At 66.7% G+C, this 19,385-nt stretch carries 21 protein-coding genes and 1 tRNA gene; 12 read left to right on the top strand and 10 right to left on the bottom strand.

Annotation, left to right across the window (positions count from 1 at the left end; translation table 11 throughout):
* The first annotated feature begins 135 nt into the window (after positions 1 to 135).
* The 4 genes from JIM94_RS06750 to JIM94_RS06735 all read left to right on the top strand — a co-directional run bounded on the left by JIM94_RS06750 (position 136) and on the right by JIM94_RS06735 (position 2,603).
* The gene (locus JIM94_RS06750) at positions 136 to 897 is read left to right on the top strand and encodes a 3'(2'),5'-bisphosphate nucleotidase CysQ (protein WP_200250913.1); all 762 of its coding nucleotides are present in this window, start codon (positions 136 to 138) and stop codon (positions 895 to 897) included.
* Between the two features lie 69 nt (positions 898 to 966).
* Positions 967 to 1,776, top strand: coding sequence for a thymidylate synthase (locus JIM94_RS06745; RefSeq protein WP_200250910.1), 810 nt, complete (start codon positions 967 to 969; stop codon positions 1,774 to 1,776).
* 3 nt (positions 1,777 to 1,779) lie between these two features.
* On the top strand, positions 1,780 to 2,319 hold the full coding sequence (locus JIM94_RS06740; RefSeq protein ID WP_200250907.1) for a dihydrofolate reductase: 540 nt from the start codon (positions 1,780 to 1,782) through the stop codon (positions 2,317 to 2,319).
* A gap of 29 nt (positions 2,320 to 2,348) precedes the next feature.
* Positions 2,349 to 2,603, top strand: a complete 255-nt coding sequence (locus JIM94_RS06735; RefSeq protein WP_200250903.1) for a mycoredoxin — start codon at positions 2,349 to 2,351, stop codon at positions 2,601 to 2,603.
* Between the two features lie 75 nt (positions 2,604 to 2,678).
* On the opposite strand, the gene JIM94_RS06730 is transcribed toward JIM94_RS06735, so the two are convergent.
* The 3 genes from JIM94_RS06730 to JIM94_RS06720 all read right to left on the bottom strand — a co-directional run bounded on the left by JIM94_RS06730 (position 2,679) and on the right by JIM94_RS06720 (position 4,285).
* Positions 2,679 to 3,062 carry a hypothetical protein gene (locus JIM94_RS06730; RefSeq protein ID WP_200250893.1) on the bottom strand — a complete coding sequence of 128 codons (384 nt, stop codon included), beginning with the start codon at positions 3,060 to 3,062 and terminating at the stop codon, positions 2,679 to 2,681.
* 118 nt (positions 3,063 to 3,180) lie between these two features.
* Positions 3,181 to 3,939 (bottom strand): precorrin-6A synthase (deacetylating), encoded by a 759-nt coding sequence (gene cobF / locus JIM94_RS06725; protein ID WP_200250891.1) that lies wholly within the window; start codon positions 3,937 to 3,939, stop codon positions 3,181 to 3,183.
* Between the two features lie 76 nt (positions 3,940 to 4,015).
* Positions 4,016 to 4,285, bottom strand: coding sequence for a cg0963 family protein (locus tag JIM94_RS06720; protein ID WP_200250888.1), 270 nt, complete (start codon positions 4,283 to 4,285; stop codon positions 4,016 to 4,018).
* 238 nt (positions 4,286 to 4,523) lie between these two features.
* Here JIM94_RS06720 and JIM94_RS06715 point away from each other — a divergent pair.
* From JIM94_RS06715 to JIM94_RS06705, 3 genes are all read left to right on the top strand, one after another.
* Positions 4,524 to 4,596, top strand: a tRNA-Arg gene (locus tag JIM94_RS06715).
* 158 nt (positions 4,597 to 4,754) lie between these two features.
* The gene (locus JIM94_RS06710; protein ID WP_200250885.1) at positions 4,755 to 5,570 is read left to right on the top strand and encodes an alpha/beta fold hydrolase; all 816 of its coding nucleotides are present in this window, start codon (positions 4,755 to 4,757) and stop codon (positions 5,568 to 5,570) included.
* An 89-nt stretch (positions 5,571 to 5,659) separates the two neighbouring features.
* On the top strand, positions 5,660 to 6,529 hold the full coding sequence (locus JIM94_RS06705; protein WP_200250882.1) for a DUF1906 domain-containing protein: 870 nt from the start codon (positions 5,660 to 5,662) through the stop codon (positions 6,527 to 6,529).
* Positions 6,530 to 6,546: 17 nt separating this feature from the next.
* On the opposite strand, the gene JIM94_RS06700 is transcribed toward JIM94_RS06705, so the two are convergent.
* The 7 genes from JIM94_RS06700 to JIM94_RS06670 form a co-directional block, all read right to left on the bottom strand.
* Positions 6,547 to 7,887: a cation:proton antiporter gene (locus tag JIM94_RS06700; protein ID WP_200252095.1), complete on the bottom strand. Its 1,341-nt coding sequence runs from the start codon at positions 7,885 to 7,887 to the stop codon at positions 6,547 to 6,549.
* Positions 7,888 to 8,055: 168 nt separating this feature from the next.
* Positions 8,056 to 8,949 (bottom strand): hypothetical protein, encoded by an 894-nt coding sequence (locus JIM94_RS06695; RefSeq protein WP_200250879.1) that lies wholly within the window; start codon positions 8,947 to 8,949, stop codon positions 8,056 to 8,058.
* A gap of 146 nt (positions 8,950 to 9,095) precedes the next feature.
* Positions 9,096 to 10,748: a solute symporter family protein gene (locus JIM94_RS06690; protein ID WP_200250876.1), complete on the bottom strand. Its 1,653-nt coding sequence runs from the start codon at positions 10,746 to 10,748 to the stop codon at positions 9,096 to 9,098.
* A gap of 8 nt (positions 10,749 to 10,756) precedes the next feature.
* Positions 10,757 to 11,101, bottom strand: coding sequence for a DUF485 domain-containing protein (locus JIM94_RS06685; protein WP_200250873.1), 345 nt, complete (start codon positions 11,099 to 11,101; stop codon positions 10,757 to 10,759).
* 404 nt (positions 11,102 to 11,505) lie between these two features.
* A complete protein-coding gene (locus JIM94_RS06680; protein ID WP_234039053.1) occupies positions 11,506 to 13,944 on the bottom strand; it encodes an HAD-IC family P-type ATPase in 2,439 nt (812 codons plus the stop codon).
* A 147-nt stretch (positions 13,945 to 14,091) separates the two neighbouring features.
* Positions 14,092 to 14,877, bottom strand: a complete 786-nt coding sequence (locus JIM94_RS06675; protein ID WP_200250871.1) for an enoyl-CoA hydratase — start codon at positions 14,875 to 14,877, stop codon at positions 14,092 to 14,094.
* The gene (locus JIM94_RS06670) at positions 14,874 to 15,734 is read right to left on the bottom strand and encodes an aldo/keto reductase (RefSeq protein WP_200250869.1); all 861 of its coding nucleotides are present in this window, start codon (positions 15,732 to 15,734) and stop codon (positions 14,874 to 14,876) included. Before JIM94_RS06670 ends, JIM94_RS06675 begins: the two co-directional genes overlap by 4 nt.
* A gap of 136 nt (positions 15,735 to 15,870) precedes the next feature.
* Between JIM94_RS06670 and JIM94_RS06665 the strand changes: the two genes are divergently transcribed.
* The 5 genes from JIM94_RS06665 to JIM94_RS06645 are packed head-to-tail and all read left to right on the top strand — an operon-like array spanning position 15,871 to position 19,361.
* Positions 15,871 to 16,140 (top strand): helix-turn-helix transcriptional regulator, encoded by a 270-nt coding sequence (locus JIM94_RS06665; protein ID WP_200250860.1) that lies wholly within the window; start codon positions 15,871 to 15,873, stop codon positions 16,138 to 16,140.
* Positions 16,141 to 16,162: 22 nt separating this feature from the next.
* Entirely contained in the window at positions 16,163 to 16,609 is a 447-nt protein-coding gene (locus tag JIM94_RS06660; protein ID WP_200250858.1) for a hypothetical protein, read from the top strand.
* Positions 16,606 to 17,187 carry a hypothetical protein gene (locus JIM94_RS06655; protein ID WP_200250856.1) on the top strand — a complete coding sequence of 194 codons (582 nt, stop codon included), beginning with the start codon at positions 16,606 to 16,608 and terminating at the stop codon, positions 17,185 to 17,187. Before JIM94_RS06660 ends, JIM94_RS06655 begins: the two co-directional genes overlap by 4 nt.
* Positions 17,188 to 17,211: 24 nt before the next feature.
* On the top strand, positions 17,212 to 18,120 hold the full coding sequence (locus JIM94_RS06650) for an ABC transporter ATP-binding protein (RefSeq protein WP_200250853.1): 909 nt from the start codon (positions 17,212 to 17,214) through the stop codon (positions 18,118 to 18,120).
* Positions 18,117 to 19,361: an ABC transporter permease gene (locus JIM94_RS06645; RefSeq protein ID WP_200250848.1), complete on the top strand. Its 1,245-nt coding sequence runs from the start codon at positions 18,117 to 18,119 to the stop codon at positions 19,359 to 19,361. Before JIM94_RS06650 ends, JIM94_RS06645 begins: the two co-directional genes overlap by 4 nt.
* The last annotated feature ends 24 nt before the right edge of the window (positions 19,362 to 19,385 follow it).

Genomic DNA, 19,385 nt, shown 5'->3' with positions numbered 1-19,385 from the left:
CCCCATTCAACCAAATGTTCGCATCGACGGGTGCCGGTGACACCGGTGCCGGTTTTCCGGATGTGCCCGACCGTGTGACGGGTATGACCCCTCGTGCCCGGGCGGATGCCCGTTCCAACAACTAGAGTGGGGACCATGACCGCGAACATTGATGATGCCATTCTCACCGCCCGACTCGCCCAGGGAACCGGCGACATCCTGAAGGGGGTGCGTGACGTCGGACTGTTGCGGGGCCGGGGCCTCGGCGACGCCGGTGACGAGCTGGCCCAGAGCTGGATCTCACGGGTGCTGGCGCAGCACCGCCCGGATGACGGTGTTCTGAGTGAGGAGGCCGCCGACAATCCGGCGCGCCTCGGCAAGGACCGCGTCTGGATCATCGACCCTTTGGACGGAACCCGCGAGTTCGCCACCGGTCGACAGGACTGGGCGGTGCACATCGCGCTGGTCGACAACGGCAAGCCGCTGTCAGCGGCCGTCGCGCTCCCCGACCTCGGTGTCGTGTTCAGTTCGCATGATGCGCGTGCCGTGAACGGGCCGTTCGCCCGGAAGATCATCATGTCCCACAACCGGCCCCCGAAGGTCGCCTTCCACGTCGCGGAGAAGCTCGGCTTCGAACCGATGGACATGGGTTCCGCGGGTGCGAAGGCCATGCACGTCCTGTTGGGTGACGCCGACGCCTACGTCCACGCCGGAGGGCAGTACGAGTGGGACTCCGCCGCACCTGTCGGGGTCTGCCAGGCGGCCGGTCTGCACTGCTCCCGACTGGACGGCAGTGAGCTGACCTACAACAACAAGGACACCTACATGCCGGATCTGCTGATCTGCCGCAAGGATCTCGCCGACGAGATCCTCGCGATCGCGGCCGGCTTCCTGGATGAGAACGGCTCCTACACCTAGGCCCCACGGTCGTCCGGAACACAGCCCCGCCATCACGGCCCGGGGCTGTGTTCCGTTAGTCTGGACGCCATGAGCACCACCGCCGTCCCCACCCCCTACGAGGATCTTCTCGCGCAGATCATGCGCGAGGGAACCCACAAGGACGACCGCACGGGAACGGGCACGACCAGCCTGTTCGCCCGCCAGATGCGGTTCAACCTCGCCGATTCCTTCCCTCTGATCACCACGAAGAAGGTGTATCTGAAGGGCGTCGTCGGCGAGCTGCTCTGGTTCCTGCGGGGAGAGTCGAACATCGGGTTCCTGAAGGATCACGGGATCCGGATCTGGGACGAGTGGGCCTCCCCGGAGGGGGATCTGGGCCCCGTCTACGGGGTGCAGTGGCGCAGCTGGCCGACCCCGGACGGCCGGCACATCGACCAGATCTCCCAGGTCCTGGACCAGCTGCGGAACAACCCGGATTCCCGCCGGATCCTCGTCTCGGCGTGGAACGTCTCGGATCTGGGGAAGATGGCGCTGCCGCCGTGCCACCTGCTGTTCCAGCTGTATGTCGCTGACGGTCGTCTGTCCTGTCAGCTCTACCAGCGCAGCGCGGACATGTTCCTCGGCGTCCCCTTCAACATCGCCTCCTATTCACTGCTCACGCACATGTTCGCGCAGCAGGCGGGGCTCGACGTCGGTGAGTTCATCTGGACCGGCGGCGACTGCCACGTCTACGACAACCACCGGGAACAGGTGGAGCTGCAACTCTCCCGCGAACCACGGGCCTACCCGCAGCTTCAGCTGAGGAAGGCGAACTCCATGTTCGACTACACCTTCGACGACATCTCCGTGACCGGGTACGACCCCCATCCCGCGATCCGGGGGAAAGTGGCGGTCTGAGCGGTGGGTTACCGGGCGATCTGGGCCCAGTCGGTCGACGGGGTCATCGGCGACGGTGGGGACATGCCGTGGCATCTCCCCGAGGATCTCGCGCACTTCAGGGAGACGACCACCGGTGCGCCCGTCCTGATGGGGCGACGGACATGGGAGACGATCCCCGAACGGTTCCGTCCCCTTCCCGGCCGTGACAACTACGTCCTGAGCGGTCGACCGGGCGGCGCCTGGTCCGAGGGCGCCACCGTGATCGGTGACCCGTCCCGGGCCCCGGGGGACGCGTGGATCATGGGGGGCGGACGCGTCTACGCCGACACCCTCCCGCTGGTGGATGAGGTTCAGATGACGCTCGTCGACGCCGAGTTGCGCGATGTTCTCGGCTCCGTCGCGGTACTCGCACCGGAGCTCGGGGACGCGTTCACGTGCACGGGCGACAGCGGCTGGATCGAATCGGCGAAGGGCCGGCTGACCGGTGCGGCCGCCGCGGCTCGGCGGGAGGGGCCACTCCGTTTCCGGATCCGGGTCTACCGACGCTCCCCCGGGGAATAAAACGCACGGCCGGTGTCGTTGCACCGGACATGAGCGACAATCACATCACAGTGTTCCTGACCGACTGGTGCCCGTACTGCAACCGCCTGGTGAAGGCCCTCAACCGCACGGAGACACCGTTCACCGCCGTCAACGTCGAAGAGGACGCCGAGGCCTCGGCCTGGGTTGAATCGGTGAACGACGGCAACCGGATCGTACCCACCGTGAGGTACTCGGACGGTACGCACGCCACCAACCCCCCGGCTTCCGAGGTACGGCGCAAGCTGGAGGAACTGCAGGGCTGACCCCGTCCCTCGGACACGACCGGAAAACGCCCCGGGCGGCTGATGCCGTCCGGGGCGTTCGTCACGGGTACGGTCTCAGTCGTCGCCACCCCGCCAGAGGTGCAGTCCCCCTCCCGTACGGCGGGGTGCGGAGGTCCGCAGGAGTGCCACGACGAGCCAGGGGACACCGGCGAACAGGGCGAGGATGAACCACCAGCTGAAGGTGACGGCGACCGTGCCGGAGAGGATCAGGGACACCGGGCACGCGAGGCCCGCCACGGAACGCAGTTCCGGGATGACGGTCACACCGGAGGCGGTCATCGCGGTGAGGAACGCACTGACACCGAATCCCCAGACGAGTACGCCGTCGTCCGCGTGGTGGGCCAGCGACGCCAGTGCGACGAAGACACCCGCCAGCGCCCACGTCACGATGATCCACGGGCTGAACGGCACCTTCTGTCGCTTCCGTTTCACTGCCACTGTTCCGTCACCTTCTCTCGTTCCCGGGGTCTCCGACGGCCGCACACCCGGGGGCGACCGTCCACCGGAGTCAACCTACCCCGGCTCGCGGTGGCCGCCAACCGCCGGGCGGGGCCCGTCACTCCCTGTCGAGTTCCCGGAGGAGGTAGGTGTCCATGATCCAGCCGTGGCTCTCCCGGAGCGTGTATTTCAGTGCGGCGATCTCGCCGCCGATGTTCTCGACGTATCCGGCACGGAGGACCTGATCCGCGGTTCCCAGGTAGGCGCCCCAGTAGATGTAGGTGTCGGGACCCGCGACATCGTTCCAGGCGGTTCCGCCGTCGAGCATGACGAAGCAGTTGCGCCGGTCCGCCGGGGAGGTCTCCGGTAGCAGCCTGCCGGTGGTGACGTGAATGGGTTCCCCGACACGGTTCGCGGTGACGGTGTGCGCCGCGGTGAGCGCCTGGAGCGCCGTGATCCCGGGAATGACCTTCACCACGCACTCGAGTCCGGTCTCCTCCTGCATGCGGTCGATGATGCGGAGGGTCGAATCGTAGAGGGCGGGATCACCCCAGACGAGAAAGGCGACCGTGCCCTCCGCTCCGGTCGCGGCGGTGATCGCGGCGGAGATGCGGCGGGCACGTTCGCCGTGCCAGCGGTGGACCTCGGCGCGGTAGTCGGACGGCCGCCTGTCCCGTTCCGGATCGGACACGGTGACGACGGGGGTTCCCGGCGCGTGGGTGTCGATCACCCTGTGTCGGGCCCGGAGGAGGTCCGCCTTCTGTTCCCCCTTGTCCAGGGTGATCACGACGTCAGCGGAGCGGAGTGCGTCGACGGCACCGAGGGTGAGGTGACGGGGGTCCCCCGCCCCGATACCGATGACCAGTAGTGTCCGCATCCCGGGCCCGTCCCTTCCGTCCGCCTGCGTCTGTCTCCCGTACCGATGGTACCGGGTGGGCGGTACCCATCCCCGGCTAGTCGTCGCCGTGGATGTCCTCGTGGTCCTTGGCGGACAGGCCGGAGGTGAAGCCGTCGAAGTTGGCGATGAACGCCTGGCTACGATAGCGGGTGCACGCTTCAGAGAGGTGTTTGGCGTCGTAGATGTTCAGCAGGAGGAGATTCGTCCGCGATCCGTCCGCCTCGAGTCTGTCCAGGGACAGTACGGGACCCCGGTCACTGTTGACGACATCAGCGCTGACCTCAACTCGATTGACGTCCGTGAACAGGGGCTTCTTACCTGGCATGATCGACCTTTCTGACTGGGTACGGGACTTCCGCAGTCCCAAGGATAACAATGTCAGCCTATGTCGCTTCGGCCACCGTTGACATGACGGCGGCGGTATTGTCCCGGATCTCACAGCCCACGCCACCCCCGGCGTCCCCACGCCATCCACCTACCTCCCCACCATCCGGTTTCCGCGACCGGGACCTGATGCGTTAATCTGACAGCGTCCTCCGGATGCACCAGATGCCGGAGATCACGCCCCAGTAGCTCAGTGGATAGAGCACGGCTCTCCTAAAGCCGGTGTCGGAGGTTCGATTCCTCTCTGGGGCACGTCACAAAAACACCCCGTGAACAGGATGAACACTGCTCCACGGGGTGTTTTTTCAGCGCTCCGTCCGGAACCATCGCCCCAGGCCACCGGACCACCACCCGCGTCACTGTCGTAGAAATGTCGTGGGCCCCTCCCCGATCCACGCGAAGGAGCAGCCGTGTCCACCTCCCCACTCGCCCGCCACGTCATCCCCTGCGGTGCAGGCGCGGGCACGTTCATCAGTTTCCACGGGATCACGGACAGCGGTGCCGCGAACCCGGATCTGGCCCGCAGGATGTCGGCGCTGTTCCGGGTCGTCCTCCCGGATGCACGCGGACACGGACTCTCCCCGGACTTCACGGCGGAACAGCTCGTGGACCCGTTCCGGACCCTCGTGGACGACGCCGAACAGCTCCTGGTGGAGGAGACGGACGGGGACGGCGGGGCGGTCCCCGTGATCCTGCACGGTCATTCGATGGGTGGTGCGACAGCGGCTGCGGTGGCCCGTCGTCGCCCCGACCTGGTGACGGCCCTCATCCTGGAGGATCCGGCTCTCTTCACAGAACCGCAGCGGAGACGTTTCGCCACCTCCCCGGGAGACCGTATCGGGTGTTCCCTCCGTGCGCGGTCGGATCCGGGCACCGCACTGGGGCAGCTCCGTGAGGCCTTTCCCGGGTGGCCGGTGGCGGACAGTGCGGGCTGGCTGCTCTCCCAGATCCAGGTCCGGGAGGATTTCCTGTCGACGGGGGTCGCGGACGGTGGTGAACCACCGGAGACGGTGCTGTCCGCGCTGGAGGTTCCGACGTTGCTCGTCACCGGCGACGTGGACTGCCTCATCGGGGCGGAGGGGCTCGACCGGGCGTCACTGCTCGGCAACCGGCGTCTCCGGTCGGCACTGATTCCCGGGGCCCGGCACAGTGTACGGCGGGACAGGCCGGACGAGTTCCACAGCGTGATCTCCGACTTCCTCGATGACGTCCTGGACCGGCACTGATCCGGACACGGATCCGGCGGGCAGTTGCTACTGTTACGCATGTGGCCCGTGGTAATCCCGGGCCCTCCCGACCCACCAGGAAGCTCAGCATGACGTCGCAACGCCCCCTCGTCCACCGCCGTACACTGCTCAAGGCGACGGCACTCGCCGTCGCCGGCGGCACCATCGCCTCCTCGACCGGGGCACTCCCCCGGGCCCACGCCTCACGCCCGGTACTGGGAACCGTCCTGGACTACGCCGCAGGGGTCCCGGACGCCCGCGCCATCGCCGCAGCCGGCCATCTCGGCGCGGTCAGGTACGTGTCCCGCCGCCGCCCGGGCACGGAGAACTGGATGCTGGGGAAGCCGGTCACCGCCACGGAGACGCTCGCGTTCAGGGCCGCGGGACTCGCCACCGCCAGCGTCTACCAGTTCGGCAGGGCGGAGACCGCCGACTGGCTCAGGGGCGCGGCGGGGGCCGCCGTCCACGCGCCCCAGGCCATCGCCCTCCACGCCGCAGCGGGCGGACCGACGGGCCGACCGGTGTACGTCGCCATCGACGACAACCCGACCCGGGCGCAGTACGACGGTCAGATCCGTCCCTACCTCGGGGCATTCGACACCGCGCTCGGGGCGGCCGGACTCCGGCTGGGTGTCTACGGCAACCACAACGTCATCTCGTGGGCCCTCGCCGACGGTCTGGGAGAGTTCTTCTGGCAGCATGACTGGGGATCAGGCGGTCGGCTGCACCCGCGCGCTGATCTCCATCAGGTGGCGAGACGCACCGCCTGGATCTCCGGCGTCCAGGTGGACGTGAATGACGTCCACTCCCGGGACTGGGGCCAGTGGACGGCCACGGCCCCCGGCGCTGCCACGCCGCCCCCCGTCGAGATCCCGGCCCCCGTTCCGTCCGCACCCGTGGACGACCCGGTGCAGGCGCTGGGCCAGCTGCTGAAACAGCTGAACAGCCTGTCCGGCTAGAGCGACCCGGACCTCCGTCAGTCCTCGTCCGAGTCGATCGTGATCTCGTCGTCGGAGACGGTCGTGCTCTTGGGACGCGGCCTGGAGCGTACGGCCACCTGCTCGGCGGTGTCGGCGATCTTTTCGTTCCGGTATTCGACGGCCTCCGCCTCGATGTCGCTCTCCGTCCGACGACGCTCCTCCTCGGCCTCCGGTTCCTCAGGCGCCGGAACGCGTGCGTGCACATTCGCCGCCAGCATCGGGAACAGCAGGACCGTCGCGGCTCCCGCGGCCACCATCACCGACGCGGGCCCCTCGCCGATGAGGTCCCTGTCGACGGCGATCTCCGTGACCGCCACGATGATCGGCAGACCGGTGGCCGAGTAGAGCGAGAGCTCCACCTGGTCCCGGAATCCCCGGATCCCGGACCCGGTGTCGGTGAAGCGCTCCGCCAGGAGGATCGGCAGGCCACGCGCGATGTAGATGACGATGATCCCGACGACCACCGCCCCGGGCGAGTGCAGGACCTCCCGGACGTTGATCGACATGCCGGACGTGATGAAGAAGACCGGGATGAGCAGACCGTAGCCCATGACGTCGAGACGGGCCTCAACCGTCCTGCGCGCGCGGACGGGAACCAGTCCACGCAGGATGATGCCCGCGGCGAATGCGCCGAGAACGACGTCGAGTTCGAACACCGCCGCCATCGCCATCAGGGTGGTGAGCAGAACGATGACCATCCGCATCACGGTCTGGCTCGTGTGACTCGCCCCGTCCCGGACGGCGTGGCCGACCCAGGGAACCAGCCGGGAGACCGTCTTCGGGAGGAACGCCACCATCATCGCGCCGCCCATGAAGAGAACGAGAATGATCAGCGTGAGCCACGTCGTGCGCGTCGACAGCAGCAGTGCCATGGCGAAGACGGGACCCAGCTCACCGACCGCGCCATGGACCAGAACACCCCGCCCGACGGGTGAATCCGCACGCCCGGAGTTCTTGATCACCGGCAGCAGGGTTCCCATGGCGGTGGAGGACACGGCGATGGCGAGGACGATGCTGCGGAGCAGGTCGTCGGTGCCCAGCAGGAGCAGTGCCGCCCCGACGGCCAGACCCAGGCTGAGCGCCCAGGTCGCGGTGGCACGGCGTCCCTGTCTGCCCCGCATCACGTCAGGGTCGATCTCCCAGCCCGCGAGGAGGAACAGCATTCCGAGACCGAGCTCCCGCAGCAGGGCGTTCGATCCGTCCAGCTGCGCGAGGTCGAGGACCTCCGGCCCGATGACGACACCGAGCAGAAGCATGAAAACGACCCCGGGGATCCTTTTGCCGGTGATGAAGGACAGGAGCGGCGATGCCAGAGCGGCGATCGCGATCCACATCATGGAGACGATGACGCCGGGCGCGACGGCCGCGCCGGAGGCGAGCACAGTGATCGTATTCAACTTCTACCTTCGTGTGATCGGGCCCCCGGACGGGGCGACTGGTGCACGCGTTGACCGCACCAATGATAGGGCACCGGATGGCGGACCCCGACGCACACCCGGGATCCGCTACCCGTCGATCTCCAGCCGGTGTCCGGAGATCCGTGCGGCACCGTCGGCGTCTTCCCGGACGAGACCGTCCAACTGTGTGTCCACCAGCGCGGTGAGATCCTCAGCGGATCCGTAGACGGCGGCGGCCGCGACGAAATCGTCACCGAATGTCACCGACGAGTGCAGGAGGTGGTCGTTCGACCATCCCCACTTGGTCCCGACGGCACCGGGGAGAACCGCCGTCCCGAAATCCTGCGGGTACCCGTCGGCGGCGTAGTCGTCGGCCTGGATCATCGCGGTGAGGATGGGTGACATGCGGTCGGTCTCCAGCTTCTGCCGGATGAACGAGACGACGTCGTAGGTGGAGGTGACGCTGTAACCCCATTTCTCGTCGGAACGGGTCGACAGCAGACCGTAGTCCCTGGCGGTGACGTCGATGGCGCGGGGATACCGTTCCCAGAGTTCGTCGGCGAGATCATCGTCGGAGGAGCGGATCATCTCCACCGCCGCCAGCTTGTCGGTGGGTCTTCCGTACCGGAGAACGTAGTCGGCGATGTAGAGCTTGATCAGGCTGAGTGCGGGACGGGCGTACCGCTCCGTCGCTGTGCCTGTGTGCCATCCGTCGGACAGCCGGGTGAACGACACCTGCGAGCCCGTCGCATTCTCGGTGAAACCCCCGAGATCCTCCATGGAGAGGCTCACGTTCGAGGTCTGTGCACCGTCGGGGGCGACCGCTGATTCCCGGCCACGCTGACCTCCGGCGTGTCCCCCGTCGTCACCGACGGCCGGGAGGAAGGGAAGTGAGAGAAGACAGCCCACTGCGACGATGACCGGCATCATGCGTCCTGTCCGCCGCCAACGGTCGCGCCGTCCGCTCGGACCGTTCGGGGGTCCGACGGGATGATCAACCATGTCGGACATGATACCGACGGCCCCGTCCACCCCCAATTTCTCGGGTTCAGGTGGACGGGGCCGCCGTCTTGTTCTACTGCCGTGATGTGTTGTGCTCACCCGCCGTCACGGGTGGCAACCGGGCAGCGTGCGAAGTGGAGACGATGTCAGTGATCGACCGCGGCTTCCACACCGACACCGGTGAGCGAACGGACCTCCATCTCAGCCTGGAGATCATCCAGGTTGTCCGGCTTACCGAAGATGGTGCCGAGGTAACCCGCGAGGAACGCGGCCGGGATGGAGACCAGACCCGGGTTGCGCAGCGGGAACCAGGACCAGTCGGCGTCGGGGACCATCGAGGACGGGGTACCGGACACGGCCGGGGAGAAGACGATGAGAACCAGCGCCAGGATGAGGCCGGTGTACATCGAGCACAGGGCGCCCGTGGTGTTGAACTTCTTCCAGTACAGCGAGTACAGGATGGTCGGCAGGTTGGCCGAGGCGGCGATGGCGAAGGCCAGGGCCACCAGGAAGGCGACGTTCTGGCTCATGGCCAGGATGCCGAGGATGATCGCGGTGACGCCGATGACGACCACGGTGATCCGGGAGACCCGGACCTGCTCCGCTTCGGTGGACTCACCGTTGCGGATGATCGAGTGGTAGATGTCGTGGGCGACGGAGGCGGACGCGGTGATGGCGAGACCCGCGACAACCGCGAGCACGGTGGCGAACGCCACGGCCGAGATGGCGGCCATGAAGAAGGACCCACCGAGTTCGAGGGCGAGCAGCGGCGCAGCGGAGTTCTGTCCACCGGGGGCACCGAGGATGCGGTCCGGGCCGACCATGGCGGCTGCGGCGTAGCCCAGCATCAGGGTCATGAGGTAGAACGCACCGATGAGGACGATGGCCCAGGTGACGGAGCGGCGGGCTTCACGGGCGGTCGGAACCGTGTAGAAGCGCATGAGCACGTGCGGGAGACCGGCCGTACCGAGGACCAGGGTCAGACCCAGGGAGATGAAGTCGATCTTGGTGATGCTGTCCTTGCCGAACTTGAGGCCGGGCTCCAGGATCGCGTGGGCGTCGTAGCCCTTGCTGGCCAGGTAGTCGGACTCGGCGTGCTTCTGCACGGCGGCGTCGAGCAGCGTCGGGAAGGAACCGACCTTGATGAAGATCAGCGCGGTCATGATACCGACGCCACCGACCAGGAGGACGGCCTTGATCATCTGGACGTAGGTCGTGCCCTTCATTCCGCCGAAGAGGACGTAGGCGATCATGATGACACCGACGACGGCGACGACGATGGCCTGGTGCGACTTCTCGTGGACATCGAGCAGGACGGCGACCAGGGAACCGGCACCGGCCATCTGCGCGATGAGGTAGAAGAGCGAGACGAAGAGGGTGCCGAGCGCGGCCGCCATGCGGACGGGCTTCTGGTTCAACCGGAACGACAGAACGTCGGCCATGGTGAACTTACCGGTGTTACGCAGCGGCTCCGCGACGAGGAGGAGCGCGACCAACCAGGCGACGAAGAAGCCGATGGAGTAGAGGAAGCCGTCGTAGCCCGCGAGGGCGACGGCACCGACGATACCGAGGAAGGAGGCGGCGGACAGGTAATCGCCTGCGATGGCCAGACCGTTCTGCTTACCGGAGAACTTGGCGCCACCGGTGTAGAAGTCGGAGGCCTCGCTGGTGGACTTGCCCACCTTGATGACGACACCCATCGTGACGACGATGAAGATGACGAAGACGGTGATGTTCAGGAGCGGATTACCGGCCTGCCCGCCCACTTCCTGTGCGGAGTAACTGATGAGGTTATGCATGAGAGTTATTAGCCTTCCATTCTCTCACGGATCGCCGCCGCCTTGGGCTCGATCTTCTTGTTGGCAAAGTTGATGTAGATCCAGGTGATGGCGAAGGTGGTGACGAACTGGAGAAGACCCATGATCACGCCCCAGTTGACGTTGCCGAACACCGGAGTGCCCATCCAGTCCTTCGCGTAGACCGCGAGGAGGACGTAGAACATGTACCAGAGGAAGAACGCGATGCTCATGGGGAAGGCGAACCCACGGAACGTCTTCTTGAGGTCGAGAAACTCGGGATCCTTCTGCATTGCCCGGAATTCTGCGGCGCCGGGCTCCCGGCGCCGCAGCGGGGCGGACGAGGCTGCACTCATGTGAGGGTCATCTCGCTTTCTGTAATTTATTTTGACGGAGATACTGTTCAGGTTGAGGGGCCCCGGAAAGGGCTCCACTCTCCCACTTCGCACACCACTGTCGGAGACCCACCCGTGGTGACGGAACTGGCCCGTCAGCCACCGATGTGCACGCGATCACAAAAATAGGTGTAGGTGTGAAGTTACCTAGCTCACGTTGCAATGTGAAAGCCGTTCCCCCGAATTACCGCCTTCACACCTTTCACCCCACCCCCATAAATGTTTCTCACCAGGAATTTCCCCGTTTGGCAACGACCCCCCACCGTCCGCACGTTCAGGCGTGGCAAAGTTTGCGAATTTGAGTTCCAGGCCGACCCCGGCCCGTTTTTCACCCTGAATCGACCCTGGGGAGGATCCGGGACGGGTCACCGGGACACGGGACGTTCCCCGAAGGCGAAGACCTCCGGCCGCACCCCCGACCGCTTCCTCCCGATCCACCAGGACGCCTCGATCAGGGCGGCGCCGACACCACCGACGATGAGAGCGCGAACCAGCAGCTCAGGATTCGAGGCGTCGAGGAAGAGAAGACGTGCGAGCGGTTGCACCGCGAAAATCACGACGTAGGCGACGGCACCGCTGACGATCAGAGCGATCTTCCACCACTGGTAGGGACGGGCGACGACGGCGAGCACCCAGAGTGCCATCACGAGGGTCACCGTGAGCGTCGCGGTCCCGGCCTGACGGATCAGCGGTTCAGGTGCGTGGGTACCGGGATTCACCAGGATCCAGAAGACGACGGTGAACACCCCGATCAACAACCCGGAGGGCAGTGCGAGCCGGAGGACCCGGGAGACGAAACCAGGTCGGGCGCGTTCATGGTTCGGCGCGAGCGACAGGATGAAAGCCGGTATCCCGATGGTGAACCAGCCGATCATCGTCACATGGATCGGCTGGAACGGGAAGGTGATCCCGAACAGTCCGACCACCAGGGCCAGCACGATCGAGTAGATGGTCTTGGTCAGGAAGAGATTGGCCACCCGTTCGATGTTTCCGATGACCCGGCGTCCTTCGGCGACGACATGCGGCAGGGTGGCGAAACGGTTGTCAAGGAGGACCACCTGTGCGACCGATCTGGTCGCGGGGGAACCCGATCCCATGGCGACACCGATGGAGGCGTCCTTCAACGCGAGCACGTCGTTGACGCCGTCACCGGTCATCGCGACCGTGTGCCCCGCGGACTGGAGGGCACCGACCATGTCCCGTTTCTGTTCCGGGGTGACGCGCCCGAACACGGTCCCCTCTGCGACCATCCGAACGAAGTCGGGATCGTCAGCCGCGGGCAGTTCCCGCGCATCGACGACCTTGCCGTCCAGTCCGAGCGACGCGGCGACGGCACCGACGGAGACGGCGTTGTCACCGGATATGACCTTCACCTCCACCCCCTCACGCGCGAAGTAGCCCAGTGTCTCCTCGGCGTCCTCCCGGATCTTCTGCCTCAGCACCACCAGGGCACACGGGGTCAGTGAGGCACAGCCCGGTGCAGCGGGGGACGCCGAGACGTCCCCGAGCGCGGTCGCCCGGCAGAGCATCAGGACCCGCAGACCCCGGTCGATGTGGGGATCCACGGCGGCGAGGACCGGATCCCCGTCGGCGACGAGGACATCGGGGGCACCGAGGACCCAGTCCCCCGACTCCGCGGTTGAGACTCCGGACCATTTCCGCGCGGAATCGAAGGACACCGTCGAGGTCACCTCGTCGGGATCGATGTCCCGGACAGCGTCCGCGATGGCCTGCATGGTGTCGTTCCGGTGCCCGTCCGCCGCCGCGATGGTGGCGAGAACCCGGCGCGCCAGCTCCGTCCCCCCGTCCTCCCCCACGGGCACGATCTCGTCGAGCTCCATACGGTTCTCGGTCAGCGTGCCGGTCTTGTCGGCGCAGACGAGGTCGACGCGGGCGAGTCCCTCGATGGCCGGAAGCTCGTTGATCAGCGCCTTTCGCTTACCCAGTCGGACGACCCCCACCGCGAACGCGATGGAGGTCATCAGCACGAGCCCCTCGGGGACCATGGGGACGAGAGCCGCGACCATCGACAGCACGGCTTCCTTCCAGGGGGCGCCCGTCCGCCCGAGCTGGGTCCAGACGGTGAGGATGCCCGTGGGGACGAGCAGCCAGGTGATGATCCGGAGGATCCGGTTGATTCCGTCCAGCAGCTGCGAGTTGGTCAGGGTGAAGCGCCCGGCCTCCGCGATGAGTTTCGCCTGGTAGGAATCTTCCCCGATGGCGGTGGCCTGGAAGGTCCCGGATCCCGCCGTCACGTAGGAGCCCGACCGGATCTCATCACCGTCCCGTTTGGCCACGGCATCGGATTCCCCGGTGAGCATGGACTCGTCGACCTCGAGGCCGTCGGCGGAACGCACGTAGCCGTCCACGACGATCTGGTCCCCCGGCCCGATGTCGATGAGGTCGTCGAGGACGATCCCGTCGCGGACGATCTCGGTGGCCTTCCCGTCACGGATGACCCGGGGCTTCGATTCCCCGAGGATCGTCAGTTTGTCCAGGGTGCGCTTGGCACGCAGTTCCTGGATGATGCCGATCGCCGAGTTGGCGATGATCAGCAGACCGAAGGCCGCGTTGATGATCGAACCGGTCGACAGCACGATGACCAGCAGAACACCGAGAATCGCGTTGATCCGGGTGAACACGTTGCTCCGTACGATGTCCGCGACGCTGCGTCCGGTTCGCCGTACCGCGTGATTGACCTGGCCTGATTCCTTCCGCGCCCGGACGGTCGCGGAGTCGAGCCCCTCCGGGCCGGTGGTGTAGCCGGTCGTGGCGACAGCGGGGGCCGCTGGATCCATATTCATGGCGCCAACTCTAATCCGGCGGAATCGTGTTGAGTGCATTCACCGTCGACGCCCCGGTCCGGATGCCCGACCCACGGGGCCGCGGTCCCCGCGGGCGGCAACCGGGCCACCACCGGTCACGGTCCCGTCGCCGAGTCCGGTGCGGGGTCACCGACCGGTGAACACCGGGACCCGTCCCTCCGCCCGGGCAGCCCGCGCCTCTTCGGCGTCGGAACTCGCCCAGCAGGCGTCGTAGAGTTCACGGGCGGCTGCACCTGTTCCGGCCGGCACCGATCCGGTGTCGTTGAGCGCGAGTTTCAGTTGGCGCACCGACAACGGCGCGAGAGCGGCGACCCGCCCGGCGAGGTCCTCTGCGTCCCGGGAGTCGCCGGAGACGGTGGCGAAGCCGCAGTCGGCAGCCTCGGCGGCGGACATCCGTAGCCCGCCGAGCATGAGCCCACGGGCCCGGGAACCACCGATGAGATCGACGCACCGTCCGACCGTCCACTCATCCAGGGCGATCCCGAGTGAAGCGGGCGGGAGTCCGAACCAGGCGTCCGGACCGACGACGCGCAGATCACTCGCCAACGCGAGTTGCAGACCGGCACCGATGCAGGGGCCCTGGATGTCGGCGACCACCGGGATCGGACAGGTGACGATTCCACCCAGGAGCGCACCGAGGGCGTCGAGGAACTCGGGTGAGTGCGCCTGCGTGAGGTCCGCACCGGCGCAGAAAACCGGTGGGGTGCCGCGGAGCAGCAGGGTCCGGGGCCCGACCCCGTGTCCCGGACGTATCCCCTCTTCGCCCGCGGTGCGGATGGTTTCGGTCAGTGCCGCGCAGAGAACGGCGTCGAGGGCATTTCTTACCCGGGGCCGGTCCAGTGTGATGACTCTGACCGCACCGCGGTCCTCGACATGGAGTGGACGGGTGCCGGGGTCCTGTGCGGGGCTCACTCTTCGGGGAACGTCAGCGGGTCAGGGCCGATCCGTCCCGCGATGGCCGAATCATCCAACGACGTGATGCACTCCATGTCACGGTCCCCGAGATGGAAGTCGAAGATGTCGAAGTTCTCGCTGATCCGCTTCGGGTGCGCGGACTTCGGGATGACTGTGTTGCCCAGCTGGAGGTGCCAACGGAGCATCACCTGCGCGGGGGTCCGGTCGTGTTCCTCGGCGATCCGCCTGATCACCGGGTTGTCGAGCCCCCTGCCACGGCCGATCGGGGACCATGCCTCGGTGGCGATCCCCCGCTCGCGGTTGACCTCACGGAGTTCCGACTGGGAGAAACCCGGGTGCAGTTCGATCTGGTTGAGCACGGGGGTGATGCCGGTCCCGGAGATGATCTCGTCGAGGGTCTCGGCGTAGAAGTTCGAGACGCCGATGGAACGGATGGCACCGAGCCCCTGGATCTTCGCCATCGCGTTGAAGGTCTCCACCGCGAGCCCCTTCCGGGGGCAGGGCCAGTGGATGAGATAGCAGTCCACGTAGTCGAGTCCGAGCCTGGACAGTGAGCCCTGGAAGGCGCGGGTCGTCTCATCCGTGCCCTGGCGGTCATTCCATACCTTGGTGGTGATGAACAGATCCTCACGGGTGACGTCACCGGCGGCGATGGCGTCACGGATGGCGTTGCCGACCTGCTCCTCGTTGCCGTAGATGGCTGCGGTGTCGATGTGCCGGTACCCGACCTCGATGGCGTGCCGGACCGCGGTGACACACTCCTCCTCCTTCAGTTTGTAGACACCGAAACCGAGCTGGGGTATCTCATTGCCGTCGTTCAGGGTCACGGTCGTGGGGAAGGTCTTCTCAGTCATGCGCCCCATTGAACACCGATGTCCGGTGACGCGCACGGGATCGCGGACGCGGGGGCGGTGGAACCGTGTCCCCGTCCAGACATCATCACGCAGTGAAATCTTGACATATTGCTGTGTTTATACAACACTTCATTTCATGTCCCCATCGAAAAAACCGACGCGGCCAATCTACAACCGCGTCAAAGTCCTCCGCACTGAGCGTGGGATGTCACGTGCCGATCTGGCAGCGGTCATCGAGGTCAATCCACAGACCGTCGGCGCCCTCGAGCGGGGGGACCACTACCCCAGCCTCGACCTGGCGATGCGCATCGCCGAGACCTTCCGGCTACCGGTCGAGGCGGTGTTCTCCCGCGAGGAGTTCAGCCCCATGTCCCACGACCTCTACCCAGCACCGGTGACACGGTGAGCGCACGGAAAGGAGCACGACGATGACCACCTCCCGGACAATCGCACCGACCGTCCCCCAGCGCGCGCGACGTCTCCTGGTCGGCGTGTTCACGGCGGCCACCGCCGTCGCGGCGCTGATCGGGGTCGGGATCGGCACGGGCACCGTCCCCACGTATCCGTTCGCCGCCGCCTGCGTCCTTCTCGCCGTACTGTCCAACCGGCTCGCCGCGGTGACCGGGATGAACGACCGGTCCCGCGACCTGGACGAATACGAGCACGCGCAGAGATCACACCGTCGGGAGCAGGCCCTGTGGATACTGTCGGCCTGCGCCGGAATCTGTGCGCTGGTCATCGGGATCTCCGCGGAATCCGGTTCGGTGGATCTGATCCGTGCCACCACCGCGTTCCTCCTCCTGGCGGTCCTGTTTTCCCTGACCTGGCCGAACCTCGTGACCGCGTGGACCACACCGGACACGGAGGAAGAATGACCGGCCACAGGCCCTCCCCGGTGACCCGCTACAGACGGCACCGCCTGAACAGTTTCGAACGTCGCCGGGACGTCCTGGACTCCCGGATGCACCGCTGGCGGACGCTCCGCCACCGACGCACCCTGGTCCTGCTGTTCTGCGGGATCTATCTCGCCGGGGTGGCACTCGGTGTCGTGGCGGTGCTCCACGAACAGGCGACCCTGCTCGCCCTCACCGCGGCCCTGTCCCTGGCGGCCTGCGTCCTCTGGGTCATGATCCGAACCCTGATCCGGATGGAGGACATGGCACCTCCGGAGTTCCTGGACGAATACGAGTTGGCGAGGCAGCTTCGGCTGCGCGCCGCAACCACCCACTTCTACTACGCGATCGGACTGGTCTACGCCGGAATCATCACCTTCGGATCGGTCTGGGCGCTGGACAGAGGATGGGCGATGCGCGACCTGTACGACCTGACGTACACGACCGGGATGACGATGTTCCTCATCATCGGCCTCATCGGCGCCATCCCCGGACTCGTGCTCGCCTGGACCCTTCCCGACCCCACCGACCCCGATCTGCTGCTCCCCGACACCGACTGAAAACCAGTAAGGAAGACACACCCCATGACCCACTCCCCCGCCCCGCTCGTCATCGACGGGATATCCAAGAGATACGGTGATCTCACCGCCCTCGACGGCATGAGTTTCACCGTCCACCCCGGCGAGATCTACGGCTTCGTCGGCTCCAACGGGGCCGGCAAGTCAACCACCATGCGCATCGCTCTCGGGGTCATCTCAGCCGACTCCGGAGAGGTCCGGCTCGGTGGAAGACCCCTCACCGAATCCTCACGTCGACGCATCGGCTACATGCCCGAGGAGCGTGGCCTCTACCCGAAGGAGAGGGTCGGGGCGCAACTGACCTACCTCGCCCGCCTCCACGGCGTCGACAAACGCCCGGCGACGTCCCGCACCAGTGAGCTCCTCGAACAACTCGGACTCAGCGACCGCGCGAACGACCAGCTGGAGTCACTCTCCCTCGGTAACCAGCAGCGCGTGCAGCTGGCCGCCGCCCTCGTCCACGACCCGGATGTCCTCGTCCTGGATGAACCGTTCTCGGGGCTCGACCCCGTGGCGGTGAACGTGATGAGCGACATGCTCGTCGAGCGGGCGGGGGCGGGTGTCCCGGTCCTGTTCTCCTCCCACCAGCTCGACCTCGTCCAACGTCTCTGCCACCGCGTCGGGATCGTCGCCGCCGGCCGGATGCGCGCGGAAGGCACCGTCGACGAACTCCGGGACACCGGTGAGGACACCTACGAGGTGCACGTCGACGCCTCCGGTGACTGGTGGGGGGACCTGTCCGGTGTCCGTCGGGTCGGGGGCGACGGCACGGTGTCCCTGTTCACCGTCGACCCCGGATCACCCACCACCGACCAGGACATCCTGCGCACCGCCCTCGGGGCCGGGCCCGTCCACCATTTCACCCGCCGTCGCCCCGATCTGTCCGACCTGTTCCAGGAAGTAGTGAAACCATGAGCCATCCGACCGACACCTATTCCTCGCCTGCGGCGATCCGTCTCATCGCGGCACGCGAGGCACGCACCGTCCTCACCCGGAAATCCGTGTGGGTGACCCTGGCCATCATGCTCGCCGCCGTACTCGGCGGTCTCGGCTGGGGCGCCTGGCAGGGATCGAAGGAGAACGCACCCCAGGTCATCGGCTACGTCGGCGCGGAACCCGCGGCACTCGCCGCCGTAGCCGGCGGCGACGGCGACGGGCCCGCGGTGGAATCCGCCGGGTACCCGGACCGGGACACCGCACTCGCGGCACTCTCCGACGGGGACATCGACGCCCTCTACCGGCCCGCGGAATCGGGTACGGGATGGGAACTGGTCTCCGAGTCCTCCGCCGACACGGACTCCCTCACCGCTCTCCGGGCCGCGCAGGCCGCGATCGCGCGGGACGAGCTGCTCACCGAGTTCGGGATCAGCGGTGAACAGGTCACCGAGATCACCTCCGCCGGTGCCGTGACGACCGTCCGCGTCGACGGTGGATCGGACGACGGGGCCTTCGGTGACCCGCGCACGGCGGGCACGGTCATGGTCACCCTGATCGGTCTCGGCGTACTGGTGATGTCGGTGATGATGTTCGCCATCACCATCGGTTCCGCGGTCATCGAGGAGAAGTCCTCCCGCGTCGTCGAACTCATGGTCGCCACCGTCCGCCCCCTGGACCTGTTGTGGGGCAAGATCATCGGCGTCGGCGGCGTGGGACTGGCGTTCGTCGCCACCTTGTTCGCCGTCACCGCCACGGGGCTCGGTGTCACCGGGATCGGCGAGCGTTTCGACGTAGAGATCGACCTCACGGTTCTGCCCGTCCTGCTGCTGTTCTACGTCCTCGGCTACCTCTTCTTCTCGGTGCTCTACGCGGCGGCCGGTTCCCTGGTGTCCCGGATGGAGGATTTCCAGGGCGTTCAGACACCGGTGATCCTGCTGCTGATGGCCGTGATGTACCTGCCCTTCTTCGGACTGACCGAGGTGGATTCGACGTTCATGCGGGTAGCCGCCTGGATCCCACCGTTCTCGTCGTCGACGATCCCCCTCCAGTACGCGTTCGGCAACGTCGGCGTCGGGGGCGTTCTGGGGGCCGCCGCCATCCTCGCTGCGGCGACCGCCGCGACCAGCTGGTTGGCCGCCCGCATCTACCTCTCCTCGATCCTGCACACGGGTTCATCGGTGGGGTGGCTGAAGGCACTGCGCAGGGTGCGGCGGGGCTGAGCGGGATCCGGCCCGGAGACCTGC

The organism is Corynebacterium pygosceleis (genome assembly GCF_016595275.2).
GTDB classification, from domain to species: Bacteria; Actinomycetota; Actinomycetes; order Mycobacteriales; family Mycobacteriaceae; genus Corynebacterium; species Corynebacterium pygosceleis.
The sequence above is the reverse complement of the archived record's forward strand: the minus strand, read 5'-3'. Positions and strand labels throughout refer to the sequence as shown.